The sequence below is a fragment of the Burkholderia thailandensis E264 genome (assembly GCF_000012365.1).
Classification (GTDB): Bacteria; Pseudomonadota; Gammaproteobacteria; order Burkholderiales; family Burkholderiaceae; genus Burkholderia; species Burkholderia thailandensis.
In genome coordinates this window covers 444,126-463,394 of sequence record NC_007651.1, presented here as the reverse complement: position 1 = coordinate 463,394, position 19,269 = coordinate 444,126, and the positions used below count along the sequence as shown (strand labels likewise).

The 19,269-nt window shown below is 68.3% G+C and carries 16 protein-coding genes; 6 read left to right on the top strand and 10 right to left on the bottom strand.

The window, feature by feature from the left end:
* The first annotated feature begins 37 nt into the window (after nt 1-37).
* Nucleotides 38-1,603 carry a S41 family peptidase gene (locus tag BTH_RS14290; protein ID WP_011401761.1) on the top strand — a complete coding sequence of 522 codons (1,566 nt, stop codon included), beginning with the start codon at nt 38-40 and terminating at the stop codon, nt 1,601-1,603.
* Between the two features lie 108 nt (nt 1,604-1,711).
* The gene (locus BTH_RS14285; RefSeq protein ID WP_009893172.1) at nt 1,712-2,470 is read left to right on the top strand and encodes a HesA/MoeB/ThiF family protein; all 759 of its coding nucleotides are present in this window, start codon (nt 1,712-1,714) and stop codon (nt 2,468-2,470) included.
* Between the two features lie 150 nt (nt 2,471-2,620).
* Here the strand turns inward: BTH_RS14285 and ptsP are convergent, their stop codons facing one another.
* The 7 genes from ptsP to BTH_RS14250 form a co-directional block, all read right to left on the bottom strand.
* Entirely contained in the window at nt 2,621-4,411 is a 1,791-nt protein-coding gene (gene ptsP / locus BTH_RS14280) for a phosphoenolpyruvate--protein phosphotransferase (protein WP_009893174.1), read from the bottom strand.
* Nucleotides 4,412-4,589: 178 nt separating this feature from the next.
* Nucleotides 4,590-4,859, bottom strand: a complete 270-nt coding sequence (locus BTH_RS14275) for an HPr family phosphocarrier protein (protein ID WP_009893175.1) — start codon at nt 4,857-4,859, stop codon at nt 4,590-4,592.
* Nucleotides 4,860-4,935: 76 nt separating this feature from the next.
* Nucleotides 4,936-5,409, bottom strand: coding sequence for a PTS sugar transporter subunit IIA (locus tag BTH_RS14270; RefSeq protein WP_009893176.1), 474 nt, complete (start codon nt 5,407-5,409; stop codon nt 4,936-4,938).
* Nucleotides 5,410-5,578: 169 nt separating this feature from the next.
* On the bottom strand, nt 5,579-6,535 hold the full coding sequence (gshB, locus tag BTH_RS14265) for a glutathione synthase (protein WP_009893178.1): 957 nt from the start codon (nt 6,533-6,535) through the stop codon (nt 5,579-5,581).
* 27 nt (nt 6,536-6,562) lie between these two features.
* Complete coding sequence (gene gshA, locus BTH_RS14260; RefSeq protein WP_009893179.1) at nt 6,563-7,852, bottom strand: glutamate--cysteine ligase; 1,290 nt, start codon at nt 7,850-7,852, stop codon at nt 6,563-6,565.
* A gap of 329 nt (nt 7,853-8,181) precedes the next feature.
* The gene (locus BTH_RS14255) at nt 8,182-9,657 is read right to left on the bottom strand and encodes an ammonium transporter (protein WP_009893180.1); all 1,476 of its coding nucleotides are present in this window, start codon (nt 9,655-9,657) and stop codon (nt 8,182-8,184) included.
* Between the two features lie 32 nt (nt 9,658-9,689).
* Entirely contained in the window at nt 9,690-10,028 is a 339-nt protein-coding gene (locus BTH_RS14250) for a P-II family nitrogen regulator (protein WP_004198020.1), read from the bottom strand.
* Nucleotides 10,029-10,396: 368 nt separating this feature from the next.
* Between BTH_RS14250 and BTH_RS14245 the strand changes: the two genes are divergently transcribed.
* The 3 genes from BTH_RS14245 to BTH_RS14235 all read left to right on the top strand — a co-directional run bounded on the left by BTH_RS14245 (nt 10,397) and on the right by BTH_RS14235 (nt 13,623).
* Complete coding sequence (locus BTH_RS14245) at nt 10,397-10,648, top strand: accessory factor UbiK family protein (protein WP_009893183.1); 252 nt, start codon at nt 10,397-10,399, stop codon at nt 10,646-10,648.
* Between the two features lie 140 nt (nt 10,649-10,788).
* Nucleotides 10,789-12,369 (top strand): YifB family Mg chelatase-like AAA ATPase, encoded by a 1,581-nt coding sequence (locus BTH_RS14240; RefSeq protein WP_009893184.1) that lies wholly within the window; start codon nt 10,789-10,791, stop codon nt 12,367-12,369.
* Between the two features lie 474 nt (nt 12,370-12,843).
* Nucleotides 12,844-13,623, top strand: coding sequence for a thioesterase II family protein (locus BTH_RS14235; protein ID WP_009893185.1), 780 nt, complete (start codon nt 12,844-12,846; stop codon nt 13,621-13,623).
* Nucleotides 13,624-14,327: 704 nt separating this feature from the next.
* On the opposite strand, the gene BTH_RS14230 is transcribed toward BTH_RS14235, so the two are convergent.
* A complete protein-coding gene (locus BTH_RS14230; RefSeq protein ID WP_011401755.1) occupies nt 14,328-15,041 on the bottom strand; it encodes a hypothetical protein in 714 nt (237 codons plus the stop codon).
* A 170-nt stretch (nt 15,042-15,211) separates the two neighbouring features.
* Here BTH_RS14230 and BTH_RS14225 point away from each other — a divergent pair, with 170 nt between their 5' ends.
* Complete coding sequence (locus tag BTH_RS14225; protein WP_009893188.1) at nt 15,212-15,748, top strand: peroxiredoxin family protein; 537 nt, start codon at nt 15,212-15,214, stop codon at nt 15,746-15,748.
* Between the two features lie 81 nt (nt 15,749-15,829).
* On the opposite strand, the gene BTH_RS14220 is transcribed toward BTH_RS14225, so the two are convergent.
* Both BTH_RS14220 and BTH_RS14215 read right to left on the bottom strand, forming a co-directional pair.
* Entirely contained in the window at nt 15,830-17,185 is a 1,356-nt protein-coding gene (locus BTH_RS14220) for a sigma-54-dependent transcriptional regulator (RefSeq protein ID WP_009893189.1), read from the bottom strand.
* Between the two features lie 48 nt (nt 17,186-17,233).
* A complete protein-coding gene (locus tag BTH_RS14215; protein WP_009893190.1) occupies nt 17,234-19,267 on the bottom strand; it encodes a sensor histidine kinase in 2,034 nt (677 codons plus the stop codon).
* Between the last annotated feature and the right edge of the window lie 2 nt (nt 19,268-19,269).

Sequence of the window (19,269 nt, the reverse complement as noted above, 5' to 3'; positions counted from 1 at the left end):
CGCGACAGCCACGCGCTTTCCGACCGCACCAGACTCTATGCGTATGAAATTGAAGAACATCGGCCTGATTGCCGCGGGCCTCGCGACTGGCGTCTTCGCGACGCTGCAAATCTCCGCGTCGGCCCAGCAGGCCGTCACGACGGCCGCCGCGCCGCTGCCGCTCGATCAACTGCGGCTCTTCGCGGAAGTGTTCGGGCAGATCAAGCGCGAATACGTCGAGCCCGTCGACGACAAGAAGCTCTTGACCGCAGCGATCAAGGGCATGGTATCGAGCCTCGACCCGCATTCGTCGTATCTCGACAAGACCGATTACCAGGAACTGCAGGAGCAGACGAAGGGCCGCTTCGCCGGCCTCGGCATCGAGATCTCGCAGGAAGACGGCCTCGTCAAGGTGATCTCGCCGATCGAGGACACGCCCGCGTTTCGCGCCGGCATCCGTCCGGGCGACCTGATCACCCGCATCAACGATCGCCCTGTGCGCGGCATGACGCTCGACAAGGCCGTCAAGCAGATGCGCGGCGAGCCCGGCACGAAGGTCACGTTGACGATCTTCCGCAAGAGCGACGACCGCACGTTCCCCGTCACGGTCACCCGCGCGGTGATCCGCGTGCAGAGCGTGAAGATGAAGCTGCTCGATCCGGGCTACGCGTACATCCGCATCACGAGCTTCCAGGAGCGCACGACGCCCGATCTCGCCGCGAAGCTGCAGGACATCGCGCGCCAGCAGCCGAAGCTGAAGGGCCTGATCCTCGATCTGCGCAACAACGGCGGCGGCCTGCTGCAAAGCGCCGTCGGCGTCGCGGGCGCGTTCCTGCCGCCGGATTCCGTCGTCGTGTCGACGAACGGCCAGATCCCCGATTCGAAGCAGGTCTACCGCGACAACTACGAGAACTACCGCCTGCCGTCGTTCGACTCCGATCCGCTGAAGAACCTGCCCGCCGTCTTCAAGACGGTGCCGATGGTCGTGCTGACGAACGCTTATTCGGCGTCGGCCTCGGAAATCGTTGCGGGCGCGCTGCAGGATTCGCACCGCGCGCTGATCATGGGCAAGGCGACGTTCGGCAAGGGCTCGGTGCAGACGGTGCGTCCGATGACGGCCGATTCCGCGCTGCGCCTGACGACCGCGTACTACTACACGCCGAGCGGCCGCTCGATCCAGAACAAGGGCATCCTGCCCGACATTCCGGTCGATCAGTACGCGGACGGCGATCCGGACGACGTGCTCGTCACGCGCGAGGTCGACTACACGAACCACCTCGCGAACACGCAGGACCCGAACGAGAAGAAGGAGCTCGAGGAACGCGAGCAGCGCCGGATGGAGCAGTTGCGCCTTCTCGAAGAGCAGAACGACAAGAAGACGCCCGAGCAACGTCAGAAGGATCGCGAACGCAAGCCGGTCGAGTTCGGCAGCGCCGACGATTTCATGATGCAGCAGGCACTCAACAAGCTCGAAGGCAAGCCGGTCGTGCAGTCGAAGATGATCGCCGCCGACAGCACCGCGAAGAGCCCTGCCGCCAAGGCGAGCGCCGCCCCGGCGCCGAAGGGCGCGGCTGCGAAGCCTGCGTCGGCTGCGAAGCCCGCGTCGGCGCCGCAACCGCAGTAAGCGCACGGCGCCACGCACGGGCCATCGCGGCACGCCGCCGCGATGGCCCGTTTTCTTTGCGCGCCTAGAATAATATTCGAGACTGTTTTACCGCCTTGCGGCCCCACGATGAACGACGAACAACTCCTCCGCTATTCCCGCCACATCCTCGTCGACGAAATCGGCATCGAGGCGCAGCAGCGCTTTCTCGACGCGCATGCGATCATCGTCGGCGCGGGCGGGCTCGGGTCGCCGGCGGCGATGTATCTCGCGGCGGCGGGCGTCGGCACGATCACGCTCGCCGACGCCGACACCGTCGATCTCACGAACCTGCAGCGGCAAATCCTGCACGTGAGCGCATCGGTCGGCCGCAAGAAGGTCGAGTCGGGGCGCGACGCGCTCGCGCAGCTCAATCCCGACGTGAAGGTGAATGCGCTCGCCGAGCGCGTCGACGATGCGTGGCTGAATGCGCACGTGCCGCACGCAAGCGTCGTGCTCGACTGCACCGACAACTTCGCGACGCGCCACGCGATCAACCGCGCGTGTGTCGCGCATCGGGTGCCGCTCGTGTCAGGCGCGGCGCTGCGCTTCGACGGGCAGATCAGCACGTTCGACTTCCGCGACCCCGGCTCGCCATGCTACGCGTGCGTGTTCCCGGAAGATCAGCCGTTCGAGGAAGTCGCGTGCTCGACGATGGGCGTGTTCGCGCCGACCGTCGGCATCATCGGCGCAATGCAGGCGGCCGAGGCGCTGCGGGTGATCGGCGGCATTGGCACGACGCTCGTCGGCCGGCTGATGATGCTGGATTCGCTGCGGATGGAGTGGAGCACGATGAAAATCGCGCGGCAGCCGGATTGCCCGGTGTGCGGCTCGGGCGGCACGCATTGAGCGGCGCGGCTCGCGGCCGCGTGTAATCGTCTGCGTTGACGGCGCCGTTAGCGCAAAAATCTGGCGCGCGATCGCGCGTGCCCCATACCCGGCTCCTGCCGCCCCGGATTCCGCAGACGGCACGCGCGCCCATACGCGCGCCCCGCCCGATCACGCGGCGACGTCCGCCTTCGGCTCCGCGCTCGCGAGCCGCTTGAGCGCCGCCTGCACTTCTTCCGGCTCGAACGCCGCGAGCACGTCCGCGGTCGGCTTCTCGAGCGCCTTCAAATGTGCGCGCAGGATCTCCTGCTTGACGACGAGCAACTGGCTCGGATGCATCGAGAACTCGGTGAGCCCCATGCCCAGCAACAGGCGCGTCAGCGCCGGGTCGCCCGCCATCTCGCCGCACACCGACGCCGGCACGCCCGCGCGCTTCGCTTCGCGCAGCGTGAACGCGATCAGATGCAGCACCGCCGGATGCAGCGGATCGTACAGATGCGCGACCGCGTTGTCCGCGCGGTCGATCGCGAGCGTGTACTGGATCAGGTCGTTCGTGCCGATCGACAGGAAATCGATGCGCTTCAGGAACAGCGGCAGCGCGATCGCCGCGGCCGGAATCTCGATCATCGCGCCAACCCGCACGTTCGGATCGTATGCGAGCCCCGCCGCGTCGAGCTGGCGCTTCGCCTCGTTGATAAGGTCGAGCGTCTGGTCGATCTCCTGCGCGTGCGCGAGCATCGGCACCAGGATCTTCACCTGGCCGAACGCCGACGCGCGCAGGATCGCGCGCAACTGCGTGAGGAACATCTGCGGCTCCGACAGGCTCCAGCGGATCGCGCGCAGGCCGAGCGCCGGGTTCGGCGCGGTCTCGTAGCCTTCGTCGTGCGCGTCGAGCGGCTTGTCCGCGCCGACGTCGATCGTGCGGATCGTGACCGGCATCCCGTGCATCAGCTCGACCGCGCGCTTGTACGCGGCGAACTGCTCCTCCTCCTCCGGCATCCGCTCCTTGCTCATGAACAGGAACTCGGTGCGGAACAGGCCGACGCCGACCGCGCCCGCGTCGACGGCCGCCTTCGCGTCGTCAGGCAGTTCGATGTTCGCGAGCAGGTCGATCTTCGTGCCGCAGAGCGTCTGCGCGGGCGAGAACTTCAGGCGCTGCAGCTTGCGCTGCTCGAGCGCCTTCTCCGATTGCCGGTACGAGTATTCCTCGAGCACGATCGGCGCGGGATCGACGATCACGATGCCCTGATCGCCGTCGACGATGATGAGATCGTCCTGACGAATCAGCGCGCTCGCGTGCTGGACGCCGACCGCGGCCGGAATCCCGAGGCTGCGCGCGACGATCGCCGTGTGCGACGTGCGCCCGCCCAGATCGGTGACGAACGCCTGGAACGACTGCGTCTTGAACTGCATCATGTCGGCGGGCGCGATGTCATGCGCGACGACGATCATCTCGTCGCGGCCGTTGCCCGCCGCGCGGTCGAGCGCCTGCGCGGCGGACGGCGCGCCCGCGAGCGCCTTCAGCACCCGTTCGACGACCTGCTCGATGTCCGCGCGCCGCTCGCGCAGGTACTCGTCCTCGATGTCGTCGAAGTGGCCGGCGAGCACGTCGAGCTGCTCGGTCAGCGCCCATTCGACGTTGTAGCGGCGCGTGCGGATCAGGTCGATGGTTTCCTGCACGAGCATCGCGTCGCCGAGGATCATCGCGTGCACGTCGATGAATGCGGCGACTTCGGTCGGGGTATCGTCGCTCAGATCGGCGCGCAGCGCGTCGAGTTCGCGCCGGACCGCGTCGAGCGCCGCGCGAAAGCGTTCGATCTCGGCCTCGATGCGCTCGGCCTCGATCAGGTAATGGGCGACGTCGAGCGCCGCCGGCGCGATCAGATACGCTCGTCCGATCGCGATGCCTCTTGAAACGGGAATGCCATGCAGCGTGAAGGACACGCGCACCTCCTTGATCACGTAAATCGCGGCGCACCGCTGCGATGCGCTTATGACCCCGATCGTCGATTATAAATTCCGCATACCCCGCGTGACTGCGTGCGGCGCAGCATCGCGGCGCGCAGTCGCGGGACGAAAAAAATGCCGCGACGTTGCGCGGCATTCTCGCTGGATGGCTGAGCGGCCTGCCGCCGCGGCATCACTGCCCTTCGCCGAATTTGTCGGCGATCAATTTGAGGAGCGCGTCCATCGCTTCCTGCTCGTCCGGCCCTTCGGTCTCGATCGTCACCATGCTGCCGATGCCCGCCGCCAGCATCATGACGCCCATGATGCTCTTCGCGTTGATCCGGCGGCCGTTGCGCGTCATCCAGACTTCCGACTGGAAATTGCCCGCGAGCTGCGTGAGCTTGGCAGACGCGCGCGCATGGAGCCCCAATTTGTTCACGATGGTCGTTTCTTGTTGAAGCATGGTGTTCCGATGAGGTCAAAACGGGCTGCGGCCGGCGTGCCGGCCGCGCGGGGGTAATGCGAATCGGTGCGCGGGCTCAATGCGGTTGCGTCTGCGCCTTCGGCTCCGGCGGAATCGGCGCGCACTCGCCGCAGCCGAGCGCGCTCGGGCGCGGCGGCGGCGTGCCCGCCGCGATCTCGTGGATGCCCTTCGTCGAGCCGGCGAGCGCCTTGTCGACAAGCGTATCGAGCGGCGTCGTCCGGTAGCAGACGGCGCGCACGAGCATCGGCAGATTGACGCCCGCGAGCACCCGCACGCCGTCGACCTTCGCGAGCTGCCCCGCGATATTCGCGGGCGTCGCGCCATACATGTCGGTCAGCACGAGCGCGCCGTTTTCTTCCTTCAGGCGCGCGAGCTCCGCGTGCGCGAACGCCATCACCTGGGCCGGATCGTTGTCCGCCTGCACGTCGATGCAACCGATGCGCGCGGGCACGCCGCCGTAGATATGCGCGATGCAGTCCCGCAAAGCGGTAGCGAGCGGCGCGTGCGCGATGATGAGAATGCCTGCCATGTCAGCCTTGCAACGTGTTCGGCCCGACCGCCGGGCCTGACGCACGGAAAAACCGTGCCGGGCGAGCGGGCATTGTAGCAGGCCAGTCGAGCCCGTCCGGCCGAGCCGCGCCCGGCCGAACCGGTCGGGCGACGGGGGCCTGCGCAGCCGCCGCCCGGCCGTGCGCGCATCAGCCGACCGCGCGCTCCAATGCGTCGACGAACATGCCGGCGACGTCGAATCCAGTCTGCTCCATGATTTCGCGAAAGCAAGTCGGGCTCGTGACGTTCACCTCGGTCAGCCAGTCGCCGATCACGTCGAGGCCGACGAGCAGCAAGCCGCGCGCGGCGAGCACCGGGCCGAGCGTCGCCGCGATCTCGCGGTCGCGCGCGGTGAGCGGCTGCGCGACGCCGACGCCGCCCGCGGCCAGATTGCCGCGCACCTCGTTGCCCTGCGGAATGCGCGCGAGCGAATACGGCACCGGCTCGCCGTCGATCAGCAGAATGCGCTTGTCGCCGGCTTTGATCTCGGGGATGAACTTCTGCACCATCACCGAGCGCGCGCCGTCGTGGCTCAGCATCTCGATGATCGAGCCGAGGTTCATGCCGTCCGCCTTCACGCGGAACACGCCCATCCCGCCCATGCCGTCGAGCGGCTTCAGGATCACGTCGCCGTGCTCGGCGTGGAACGCGCGCAGCCGCGCCGCGTCGCGCGTGACGAGCGACGGCGCGACGAACTGCGCGAACTCGCCGATCGCGAGCTTCTCCGAATGGTCGCGAATCGTCTGCGGCTTGTTGAACACGCGCGCGCCCGCGCGCTCGGCGAGCTCGAGCAGCCACGTTGACGTCACGTATTCCATGTCGAACGGCGGATCCTTGCGCATCAGGATCGCGCCAAACGACGGCAGCGCGCGCGACTCGCGCGGCCCCGCCTCGTACCAGCGATCGCGGTGAAGATCGGCCGTGTCGCCGGCGATCGCGACGCGCCGCACGTCGGCCTCGACGCCCGCGCCCGTCCATGCAAGCTGGTTCGGCTCGCACGCGTACACCGCGTGCCCGCGCCGCGCGGCCTCGGCCATCATCGCGTAGGTCGAGTCCTTGTAGATCTTGAAGCGCTCGAGCGGGTCGGCGATAAAGAGAATGTCCATGCGAATCCTGATGCTAGAGGGAGCGCGTCACACCTGGATCGCTTCGGGGTCGGTCTTCTCGAGCTCGACCGACGACGCGAGCAGCCCAAGCCGTGCGACGACGCCATACATGTAGAAGCGGTTCGGCGGCGCCGCGCCGGGCTTCGCGTGCGTGTCCGGCAGCGCCGTGTGCTCGAAGCCGAGCGGCACGTAGTGCATGCCGGGCGCATTCAGATTCTGGTCGCGCTCGCGCGCGCCGTGTGTGCGGTAGAACCCGCCCACCACGTAGCGGTCGATCATGTAGACGACAGGCTCGGCCACCTCGTCGCCGATGCGCTCGAACGTGTAGACGCCTTCCTGCACGATCACGTCGCGCACCGGCACGCCCGCCTTCGATTCGGCCATCTGCGCGCGCTCGTGCTTCGTCATCCGGCCGATCTCGGACGCGTCGTGCACCGTCATCACGCCGCGCCCCGCCGTGCCGGCGTCCGCCTTCACGACGACGTACGGCTTCTCGCCGATCCCGTATTCGCGGTACTTGCGCGCGATCTTCTTGAGCACCGCGTCGATCGCTTCGGCAAGCGCCTCGCCGCCGTCGTTCGCGTGCCAGTCGACGCCTTCGACGTGCGAGAAATACGGATTCAGCATCCACGGATCGACGCCCACCATCTTCGCGAACTTCTTCGCGACGTCGTCATAGCAGGAGAAGTGCGTCGACTTTCGGCGCACCGCCCAGCCGGCGTGCAGCGGCGGCAGCAGATACTGCTCGTGCAGGTTTTCCAGCACGCTCGGGATGCCCGCCGACAGATCGTTGTTCAGCAGGATCGAGCAAGGGTCGAAATTCTTCAGGCCGAGGCGGCGCGGCGTGCGCTCGAGCGGCTCGAGCACGATCTTCTGGCCGTCGGCGAGCGTGATCGGCGTGACCTCGACGATGCCCGGATCGAGCGAGCCGAAGCGCACGTTCAGGCCCGCCTGGCGCATGATCGTCGCGAGGCGCGCGACGTTCTCGAGATAGAACGCGTTGCGCGTCGGCAGCTCGGGAATCACGAGCAGATTCTTCGCGTCCGGGCAGATCTTCTCGATCGCGGCCATCGCCGCCTGCACGGCGAGCGGCAGCACTTCGGGCGGCAGATTGTTGAACGCGCCCGGGAACAGGTTCGCGTCGACGGGCGCGAGCTTGAAGCCCGCGTTGCGCAGATCGACCGAACAGTAGAACGGCGGCGTGTGCTCCTGCCATTCGAGCCTGAACCAGCGTTCGATCGCAGGCGTGGCGTCGAGGATCTTCCGCTCGAGCTCGAGCAGCGGGCCGTTTAACGCCGTAACGAGATGGGGAACCATGTGTGACTCGCGGACCGGAGAAAAAAGATTGTAGAGCAATTGCCCGTCGCATTTGGGGATTGTTCCCGGTATCGCAAGGATTTACCGCATGATTGTCTCTATTGACCCGATAGCCCGCGTGGTTATCGCGCGCAGCCGCGCCCGGCGGGCTTTGGGCAAGCGCCGGAGCCCGCCGGCAGACGCACGATCCGCGGCGCCGGCGCGCGGCGCGGCGACGAGAAGCGCGCGAAAAAAACCCGCCTCGAGGGCGGGCCGAAATCGCTGCGCTCATTCTGCGGGCGGCGAAGCGTGCGAGCGCTTCGCCGCCCCCGGTTCGGGGATGGATCCCATTATTCGACGTGCTCGCCATGCAGGATCACGTCGAGGCCTTCTCGTTCTTCTTCTTCCGTCACACGCAGGCCGATCACGAGGTCGATCACCTTCAGCAGCACGAAGCTGACGATGCCGCTGTAGACAAGCGTGATCGCGACGCCCTTTGCCTGCAGCAGCAGGCTGCCGTCGACGCCGCCGATGTCCTTGACCGCGAACACGCCCGTCAGCAGCGCGCCGAGAATGCCGCCCACGCCGTGCACGCCGAACGCGTCGAGCGAATCGTCGTAGCCGAGCTTGTGCTTGAGCCACGTCGCCGACCAGAAGCACACGACGCCCGCCGCGACGCCGATCGTGAGCGCGCCCGCGACGCCGACGAAGCCGGCCGCCGGCGTGATCGCGACGAGACCCGCGACCGCGCCCGACACGATGCCGAGCACCGAAGGCTTACCCTTCGCGATCCACTCGGCGAACATCCAGCCGAGCGCCGCGCACGCGGTGGCGACTTGCGTCGTCAGCATCGCGAAGCCGGCGCGGCCGTCGGCGGCCACCGCGGAGCCCGCGTTGAAGCCGAACCAGCCGACCCACAGCATCGAGCCGCCGATCAGCGTCAGCACGAGGTTGTGCGGCGCCATCGCTTCGCGGCCGTAGCCGACGCGCTTGCCGAGCATGAGGCACGACACGAGGCCCGCGATGCCGGCGTTGATGTGCACGACCGTGCCGCCCGCGAAGTCGAGCACGCCGTCCGACGACAGCCAGCCCGTCGGCTCCCAGACCATGTGCGCGATCGGCACGTAGACGATCAGCGACCAGAGCGTCATGAAGACGAGCATCGCCGAGAACTTCATCCGGTCGGCGAACGCGCCGCAGATGAGGGCCGGCGTGATGATCGCGAACGTCATCTGATAGACGAAGTAGACCGATTCCGGGATCGTCTGCGCGAGGTGGCTGACGGTGAGCGTCGTCGCCTTGTCGCCGTGGATGTAGTTCATCCCGGACAGGAACACGCGCGAGAAGCCGCCGATGAAGCCGTTGCCCGGCGTGAACGCGAGGCTGTAGCCGACCACCGTCCAGAGGACCGTGATCAGCGCGGTGATCGCGAAGCTCTGCATCACGGTCGCGAGCACGTTCTTCTTGCGGACCATGCCACCGTAGAAGAGCGCGAGGCCCGGGATCGTCATGAACAGCACGAGCGCGGTCGACGTGAGCATCCACGCGGTGTCGCCCGAATTGATCTTCGACGAATCGACGGAGAACGGCGCGGTCGGCGCGGTCGGCGCGGCGGGCGCGGCGGCGGCCGAAGCCGGCGCGGCGGCCGAAGCGGCCGCGGAAGCGGCGGCCGGCGCGGACGCGACGGCGGCGCTCGCCGACGTGTCGGAAGCCGTTGCGGCCGATGCGGCGGCGGGTGCCGACGACGCGTCGTCGGCCATCGCGGCGCCGATGCCGCCCGCAAGCAGCGAGCCGGCCATCAACAGGGACATCAGGATCTTGCGCATCTTGGTTTTCCTCTTATCGCTTGTGTCGCTTGTTACAGGGCGTCAGCGCCCGTCTCCCCGGTACGAATCCGAATCACCTGCTCGATCGACGTGACGAAGATCTTGCCGTCGCCGATCTTGCCCGTGCGCGCCGCACGCTCGATCGCCTCGACGGCCTGATCGACGAGGTCGTCCGACACCGCGGCTTCGATCTTCATCTTAGGAAGGAAATCGACGACATATTCGGCCCCCCGGTACAGCTCGGTGTGCCCCTTCTGGCGGCCGAACCCCTTGACCTCCGTCACCGTGATGCCCGAGACGCCGAGCGCCGAGAGCGCCTCGCGCGTCTCATCGAGCTTGAACGGCTTGATGATTGCGGTAATCAGTTTCATGAAGTCCTCTCGCTATGGTGGTTGTCCCATCACTACTGCAATGCATGGCGGAACACCTACAGCAACTCGCATGCCATGTCGGCTCACGCCGGTCTCGACAGGCTTTCACGCAGATTTCCGGCGTCGGCGCGCGCTTGCGCGAACGCAAGCGCGCCTTGGCCGAACGGCCAACGCGGGCCCGGTTTGCTGGCGTGCTGAAAGGAAGGTTGCTAGAGTGCACGCACGTCCGGCGCATCGCGAACGCGGCTTCACGCGATCGAATGCCCGGAAAGCGGGCCTGCGGGCGCACCAATTTCGGTCATGCGCATTTCGTGGGCACGACTGCAACGGCTATTGCACAAATTTTGTGCACCTGGAAGGGGAATACCATGAAGCAACCCAGCGACGTTTTCAACGGCCTGCAGGCGCGCATCGGCGACCTGCTGAAAAACTCGCCGGCCAAGGATGTCGAGCGCAACGTGAAGGCCATGCTCACGCAAGGCTTCTCGAAGCTCGATCTCGTCACCCGCGAAGAATTCGACACGCAGACGCAAGTGCTCGCGCGCACCCGCGCACGGCTCGAGGAGCTCGAGAAGCGCGTCGCCGAGCTCGAACAGAAACTGGCCGACGTTCAGTCGTGACGGCCGCCGCCGCTCGCATTCGCTGAGCGGCTCCCCCCGCAGCTCGCGCCACGCCGGCCAAGCGCGCATCGAAACCATCCTCCGGACGCCGTGGGCGGCGCGAATCGCGCCGCGCGGCCCGGTTCACGCGGAGTCGAATCATGTCGCTTGCCGTGGTGCGCAGCCGCGCGCCCGCTGCCGGCCGCGCGCCGGAAGTCACCGTCGAAGTCCATCTCGCCAACGGGCTGCCGTCGTTCTCGATCGTCGGGCTGCCCGATCTCGAAGTGCGCGAAAGCCGTGAGCGCGTGCGGGCCGCGCTGCAGAACTGCGGCTTCGAATTCCCCGTGCGGCGCATCACCGTCAACCTCGCGCCCGCCGACTTGCCGAAGGAATCCGGGCGCTTCGATTTGCCGATCGCGCTCGGCATCCTCGCCGCGAGCGGTCAGCTCCCGGCGGGCGCGCTCGACGGCCGCGAGTTCGCGGGCGAGCTGTCGCTGACGGGCGCGCTTCGGCCGATGCGCGGTGCGTTCGCGATGGCGTGCGGCGCGGCCCGCGGCCAGCAGGCCGACGAAGACGGCTCGTCCGCGGATGGCGGAGCGCCGCTCGCGGTCATGACAGCGGTGGCGGAGCTTTACCTGCCGCTGCCGAGCGCGGCCGAAGCGGCGCTCGTGCCGGGGGTGACCGTGTACGGCGCGGCCGATCTGCCCGCGCTGTGCGCGCACCTCGCCGACGCGCCGGACGGGCGGCTCGCGCCCGTCGCCGCGCCCCGTCTCGACGACCTCCCTGCCGCGTCCGCGCCCGACCTCGCCGACGTGATCGGCCAGACGGGCGCGAAGCGCGCGCTCGAAGTCGCGGCGGCGGGCGGCCACCACATGCTGATGATCGGCCCGCCGGGCGCCGGCAAATCCATGCTCGCCGCACGCCTGCCGGCCCTCTTGCCGCCGCTCACCGACGACGAGGCGCTGACGTCGGCCGCGATCCTGTCGTCGAGCCGGGCGGGCTTCTCGCCCGCTCAGTGGCGGCGGCGCCCGTTTCGCACGCCGCATCACTCGTCGAGCTCGGCTGCGCTCGTCGGCGGCCGCAATCCGCCGCAGCCGGGCGAGATCACGCTCGCGCACCTGGGCGTGCTGTTCCTCGACGAGTTGCCGGAATTCGACCGGCATGTGCTCGAAACGCTGCGCGAGCCGCTCGAAGCCGGCCGCATCACGATCTCGCGCGCTGCGCTGCAAGCGGATTTCCCGGCCGCGTGCCAGTTGATCGCCGCGATGAATCCGTGCCCGTGCGGCTGGCGGGGCGACCCCGGCGGCCGCTGCCGCTGCTCGCCAGACATCGCCGCACGCTATCTGCGCAAGCTGTCCGGGCCGCTCCTCGACCGGATCGACATCCAGATCGAGATTCCCGCACTCACGCCCGCCGAGCTGGCCGAGCGGCCCGCGACCGCCGGCGAATCGAGCAAGACCGTGGCCGCGCGCGTCGCGCTCGCGCGCGAACGGCAATTCGCGCGACAGCGCAAGACCAACCACATGCTGACGGGCCGCGAGACCGATGCGTTCTGCCGCCCGGACAGCACGGGCGAGACGCTGCTGCGCGACGCGGGCGAGCGATTCCGATGGTCGGCGCGTGCGTACTACCGGGTGCTGAAGGTCGCGCGAACGATTGCCGATCTCGCGGGCGACGATGCGCCGAGCGCCGCGCATATCGCCGAGGCGATCCGGTATCGAAGGGTGTTTTCGCCGGTTTGAGCGCACGTCGATCCAAGAATCCGCCGACGGGTGGAAAAGCGGAACCCCGAAGGTGGCGGCGCGGCGTGCGATGCCGCGCCCAATAATGAGCGGCGACACGCAATACGATGCGCGAACGCCAACCGGAATGTCGGCCGGCGTAGAGAACCGGCGCGCGCGCCATCGGCCGCGTGCTTCGGCGGCATTCCCAATCAAGGCGAACGCGCCCGCCACGGTCGTCGCTCGCCTCGGCGCGGACCATGCAAGCGCGGCTATCGGCAAAACGGACCGCGCGCCGATGCGGCCGATGACAACCCCAACGCAGTCGGGCATTCGAACCGAGAAACGATAACGGGAATCGCCGGCAAATCGTAATATAGTACGACCAATGATGCCCAATCTCCGACCGGGCATCGCCTCGCGTCCCGCGCCCGAGCATTCGCGACGCCGCCGGACCGCCCGAAGATTTGCCTTCCCTGACTGGAGCGATCGCGCATGGCCTTGCTGCCCGGCACCCTCACCATTCCCGACCGACGCGAACACGCGCGGCACCGGCTGTTGATGTTTCATCACGCGTGCGGCTCCGCGACGAACTATTTCCGGTGGGCGGCTGCGTTCCCGCCGCATATCGAAGTCTGGCTCGTCGAACTGCCGGGGCGGGGCCGAAGCCTCAAGCACTCCGCGTTCGACACGCTGCCGCCGCTGCGCGACTACCTGCGCGAGCTCGCCCCCGAGCTTCCCGCCAACTACGCGATCTTCGGCCACAGCATGGGCGCGCTTGTCGCGTACTGCTTCGCGCACGACATGGCGCAACTCGGGCGGGCGCCGCGCTGGCTCGGCGTGTCGGGCGCCGACTCGCCGTTCGCCGAATCGCGACGCCGCGCGTTTCCGGTTCATCAGCGTCCCGATGCGGCGATCGTCGAGCACCTCGCGACGCTCGGCGGCACGCCGCCCGAAGTCTTCGCGCACGACGAACTGCGCACGATGCTGCTGCAACTCGCGAAGGCCGACTTCCGGATCGTCGAGGCATTCTTTCCGCTCGCGTCGGCGACGCCGTTGCCCGTGCCCGTCACGGTCTTCGCCGGTGCGCAGGACGCCGTGCTGTCCGAGGCCGGACTGCAGGACTGGCAGCGCGCGTCGACGCTGCCGATCGAGCGCGAAACATTCGACGGCGGACATTTCTATCTGCTCGACACGCCGTCCGCCATCCACCGCGCGATAGACGCCGCGCTGACGAAGCACGATTTGCCGGCGAGCCTCCCCGTCGTTCTGTAGTCGGGAAACGGCCAGATGGCAGCCGGCGCGCGCGGCACGGTGAAACAGGGTGGTGCGCATCGCGCCGGCGCGCCGCGCGATTCCGCGCGTGCGTGAATTCCGAGGCCGCCCTTCCGGCCGCCCGGCGATTTGGCGAAGCTCGCCCGCGCCCGGACGAGCATCAAAGTGCGTCGCCGAACCGAACCGTTCGCCCGATCGAGCCCGGCTTACGATCAGTGGTTTGCACCCGCCATCTTTCCGGCAGCTCACAGGCGTGCCAACGGCACCCCGGCGATTCCGCGAACACACGCGGCACCGCACCGGCAGCCGTCGCAAATGCAGCCGGAAGCACCGTCCGAGGGCAGGTACACAAGGGTTTCGGGCCCGGCCGCCTTCGGGCGACCGGCAAAAAAATGCATGTCAAGACTTGACTTATGCACAATTAGCCAAATCCAGCCAAATCTCGACGCGCTCCAGCCATCACTTGAAGCCTTCCACGCAATGCATTGATTTTATTGATTTTTTTCAAGTGCAAAGATTGCGGGCAATTTAACTGAAAGGCCCTCCGGCGGGCCTTTGCCGACCGCCCGTCGAACTTTTCAACAAAGTTGTCCACAGTCTCTGTGGATAGTCAAAAAAATCCCGCAAAATCCGGCGATTAGCGCCCGTTCTTGCGAAGGAACTTTCACTTCCGAATCGGCTCTCAGGCATCCCGAATCGCTCGGTCAATCAAGTTTTAACGAGCCGAAAAATTGTTCGAGCGGCTCCGACGCAAGCGGCGCATCGGAGATCACGATCACCTCGTACACGTGCCGGCCATGCGCGACAAGCCGCGCGATCACCGTCTTCGACGCGCGCGCGCCGGACGCGCCCTGCGCCTGCCGATCCGCGCCGGACGCGCCCGGTGCGCCGGCGGGCGCCCCACTCATTCGCAGCTCGATACCCGCCGTCTGGCCGCCGGCCGCCAGCGGCACGAGCACCGCCCGCTCGTCCGGCTGCGCGCGCAGATTGCGCGCCAAACCGGTGCGCAGATAGTCGAGCACCGCGTGCCGGGTCGCGTCGCGATCGTCCGGCAGCATCACCGTGCCGACGGCGAACACCGCACCGCCGACGTGCGCCGCCTGCATCCGCATCTTCATCGGCGCACCGCCGATCGCGACCGGATGCTCCTCGACGGTCGGCTTGGCCGGCAGGTCGATCGTATAGCCGGCGTCGTTGTGCAGCGTGCGCCAGTCATAGGCGGGCGAGCACGCGGCAAGCAACGCGAGCGCGCCCAGCACGACGGCCGCACGGCGCGCGCGCGCGCTCAGCCAAACGCGGCGCACACGCCCATGCGTCAATCCCGGCGGATGTAACCGCGCGGACGGAGCGCACACCCCAGGCCGGCCGGTCGAACGGAAACGAAGCGAGCGCGCGTAGCGCAGAGCGGCACGAATCATGAAGAAAACGGATCGCAATGGACGTTGAACGAAGCCGCATTATCGCCGCTCGGCGCGACAGCGCGGCGCCGGTGCGCACGCCCGTTTGACGGTACAATGAGCGCCGTTCGCATCGAGAAGGCGCCCGCACACGGTGCCGCCCGAAGTCCCCGCATTCAGAGGTCCCTCAGATGAGTCCCGCTCCCGCTCCCACCGGCCGCCGCACCGGCCCGTTGCGCTACGTCGCGATCGCGGTTGCCGCGGTCGCGATCGCCGTCGCCGGCTATTTCGCGTTCAACGGCAAATCCAGCGCGCCCGAAGCGACGTTCACGCTGCTGTCCGGCCAGAAGATCTCGACCGCCGCCGATCTGAAGGGCAAGGTCTATCTCGTGAACTTCTGGGCGACGAGCTGCGCGACCTGCATGCAGGAAATGCCGCAGATGGTCGACACGTACAACCGTTTCAAGGGCCAGGGCCTCGAATTCGTCGCGGTCGCGATGAACTACGATCCGCCGATGTACGTCGCGAACTACGCGCAGACGCGCCAGTTGCCGTTCAAGGTCGCGCTCGACGACGGCAGCGTCGCGAAGCAGTTCGGCAACGTCCAGCTCACGCCGACGACGTTCGTGATCGGCAAGGACGGCAAGATCCTGAAGCGCTACGTCGGCGCGCCGCAGTTCGCGGAGCTCGATCAACTGCTGCAAAAGGCGCTCGACACGAGCGCGTAAGCGCGCCCTTCGTCTCGGCGGCCCGCCGCACGGCGCGCCGCCGCCCTCCGAACGGATCGCTCGACGCGGGCCACGCCCGCATCAGCGCTCCGTTTCTCCTTTCGCGCTCAGCCCATAGCGCTTCATCTTCTCGTAGAGCGTCGCCTTGCCGACATGCAGCTTGTCGGCCGTCGTCGCGACCGCGCCACCCGTGCGGTTCAGCGTCTCGGCGATCACCGCGCGCTCGAATTGCTCGACGCGCTCCTTGAGCGACTGCTCGGCGCTCTCGTCGGTTGGCCCGCCCGCATCGCCGACGAAGCCTTCCGTCACGCCGAGCACGAAGCGATCGGCCGCATTGCGCAGCTCGCGCACGTTGCCCGGCCAGTCGCGCTGCATCAGGCTCGCGCGCTGACGATCGGTGAGGAGCGGAGCCGGACGCCCGTAACGGACCGCCGCGTCGAGCATGAAGTGCTCGAAGAGCGGCACGATGTCCTCGCGGCGCTCGGCGAGCGGCGGCAGCGCGATCGTCACGACATTCAGCCGGTACAGCAGGTCGCGCCGGAACGTGCCGGCCGCGACATGCTCGCTCATGTCGCCCTTCGCCGCCGCGACCACGCGGCAGTTCACGCGGATCGGCTGGTTCGAGCCGAGCCGCTCGAGCACGCCGTCCTGCAGCACGCGCAACAGCTTCACCTGCAGCGCGAGCGGCATGCTCTCGATCTCGTCGAGGAACAGCGTGCCGCCTGACGCATATTCGAGCTTGCCGATACGGCGCTTCGCCGCGCCGGTAAACGCGCCCGGCTCGTAGCCGAACATCTCGGATTCGAACATCGGCTCGGGCAGCGCGCCGCAGTTGACCGCGATGAACGGCTTGTCGCGGCGCGGCGACAGCTCGTGCAAGCTGCGCGCGATCAGTTCCTTGCCGGCGCCGGTGTCGCCGTTGATGAGGACCGACGCGTCGGTCGGCGCGACGTTCGCGATCAGCCGCCGCACCTGCTCGATCGCCGGGCTGCGGCCGATGATCCGCGGCGCGACGACGCCCTGCCCCGCGAGCTCGCGCCGCAGCGCGTGGTTCTCGAGCACGAGCGCGCGGCGCTCGAGCGCGCGCCGCGCCGTCTCGATCAGGCGCTCGGCCGCGAATGGCTTTTCGATGAAGTCGTAAGCGCCGTCGCGCATCGCCTGCACGGCCATCGAGATGTCGCCGTGCCCGGTGACGAGCACGACGGGCACGTCGGGCGTGCGTGCGCGACATTGCGCGAGCAGATCGAGGCCGCTCGCGCCGGGCAGGCGGATGTCGGACACGATCACGCCCGCCGCGTCGCCGACGATCGCCTTCTCGGCCGCCTCGACCGAACCGAACCCGACGACGTCGAAGCCCGCGAGCTGCAGGCTCTGCACGCTCGCGCGGCGCACGAGCTCGTCGTCTTCGATGTAGATCACTTGCAGGCGGTTCGCCATCTTCTGTCACCCCATGATGCTGACGCGGGCCGCGCGCGAAACGCGCGCTCAGCTCGCGGCGGAAGTGTCCGGATGATGCGTGCGCGCGCGGCGCAGCGTCAAGACGAACTCCGCGCCGCCCGCCGGCGCGTTGCGCGCGGTGAGCGAGCCGCCCGCGTCGCGCGCGATCGACGACGAGATCGCGAGGCCGAGCCCGAGCCCGCGCCCCATTTCCTTCGTCGTGAAGAACGGCTCGAACAGCCGCGCGAGCGATTCCGGCGCGATCCCCGGCCCATTGTCGCGCACGGCGATCGCAAGCGTCGCGGCCGTCGCATCGATCGTCACGTCGATGCGCGGCGCGGCCGCCGCCGCGACCGCGTCGAGCGCGTTGCCGAGCAGATTGATGAGCACCTGCTCGAGCCGCAGATCCTCGCAGCGCGCGACGAGCGCCGGCTCATCCCGCGACGGATCGAAGCGCACGGCTTCGACGGGATCGCGCGTCTCGTCGCGCAGCACGATCGCGAGCTCGACGCCTCTCATCCGCTCCTCGAGCAACGCGAGCGCGTTGCGCAGCGCGCGCGCGACGTGCGCCCGCTCGTTGCGCGGCTTCGCGCGCCCGACGAACAGCTTCAGCTGATTCGTGATCTTGCCCATCCGCTCGGTGAGCGCCGCGATCGCCTCGAGATTCTCGCGCGCGGCCGCCTGCTCGCCGCGGTCGAGCAGCACGCGCGTGTTGTCGGAGAAGCTGCGCAGCGCGGCGAGCGGCTGGTTCAGCTCGTGCGTGATGCCGGCCGCCATCTGGCCGAGCGCGGCGAGCTTGCTCGCCTGAACGAGCTCGTCGTGCGCGGCGCGCAGCTCCTGCTCCGCGCGGATGCGCTCGCCGACTTCCTTCTTGAGCCGCGCGTTCGCCTGCGACAGATCGGCCGTGCGCTCCTCGACGCGCCGGTTCAGCTCCGCATACGCGCTTTGCAGCAGCACGCGGCTGCGCAGCATCTCCTGCACGCGCGCGCGGCGCGCGCGCCAGTAGAACGCAAGCAGGCCGAGCGACACGAAGCCGAACGCGGTGACGATCGTCGCATTGCGCGCGTCGACGTCGACGGGCTCGATCGGCGCGAGCGTGACGAGCTGCCAGTCGGGCTCGCCGAGCAGGCGGCGCGTCGCGAGATAGCGCGGCGAACGCCGCCCCGCGCCCATCCGCACGATCTGCGCATCGGGCCCGAGCACGCGCTCGACGCGCAGCGGCAGCGGCGTGACCGGATACTGCGCGTACTGGCGCGTCTCGTGAATCGACGTCGCGATCGGCCCCGGCAGCGGCTTGAGCGTGTGGTACTTCCACGCCGGCACCGACGACAGGAAGATCACGCCGTGGTCGTCGGCGACGACGAGCGGCTCCGACGCGTCCGCGCCCTGGAACCACTCGAGATTGAGCTTGACGACCGCGACGCCGATGATCTTGCCGTCGCGCCGCACGGGTTGCGAGATGTAGTAGCCGGGATCGCGCGAGATCGTGCCGATCCCGAAGAAGCGGCCGGTGCCGCCCTTCACCGCATCGATGAAGTACGGGCGGAATTGATAGCCGATGCCGGTGAAGCTGTCCGGGCCGCGCCAGTTGCTCGCGGCGACGCACAGCCCGTTCGCGGTGATCACGTAGGTCGCCGTCGCGTGCGCGTGGCGGTTCATGTCCTCGAGGTAGACGTTCGCGCGATTCACGTAGCGGTGATTGCCGGGCGCGGCGAGGACGTCCTGCACGAACGGGTGGCCGCCCAGCAGGTACGGCAGCGATTCGTAGCGGTCGAGCGTGCTTTTCAGCGCGTTGGTCGTGCGGTCGACGCGCGCCGCCGCGCTGTCGCGCAGATCGGCGATGCCGCGCCGCCACGTGACGGTCCACGTGAGCGCGCACGCGGCCGCGAGCATCGCGGCGAGCGCGAGAACGACGAGCAGGCGGCGCTTCACGGTGACGGCTTCCGGACTGTAAGGATCGTCTATTGTGGCATAGCCGCCCCCCGAAAAGGCCGCGGGGCCGTGCGAAGCGCGCTTCGACGCGCCCGGCCCGGCCCCGCCCGGCGCGGGCGCCGCTGCGCGCCCCGCCGTCTCCGCACACATCG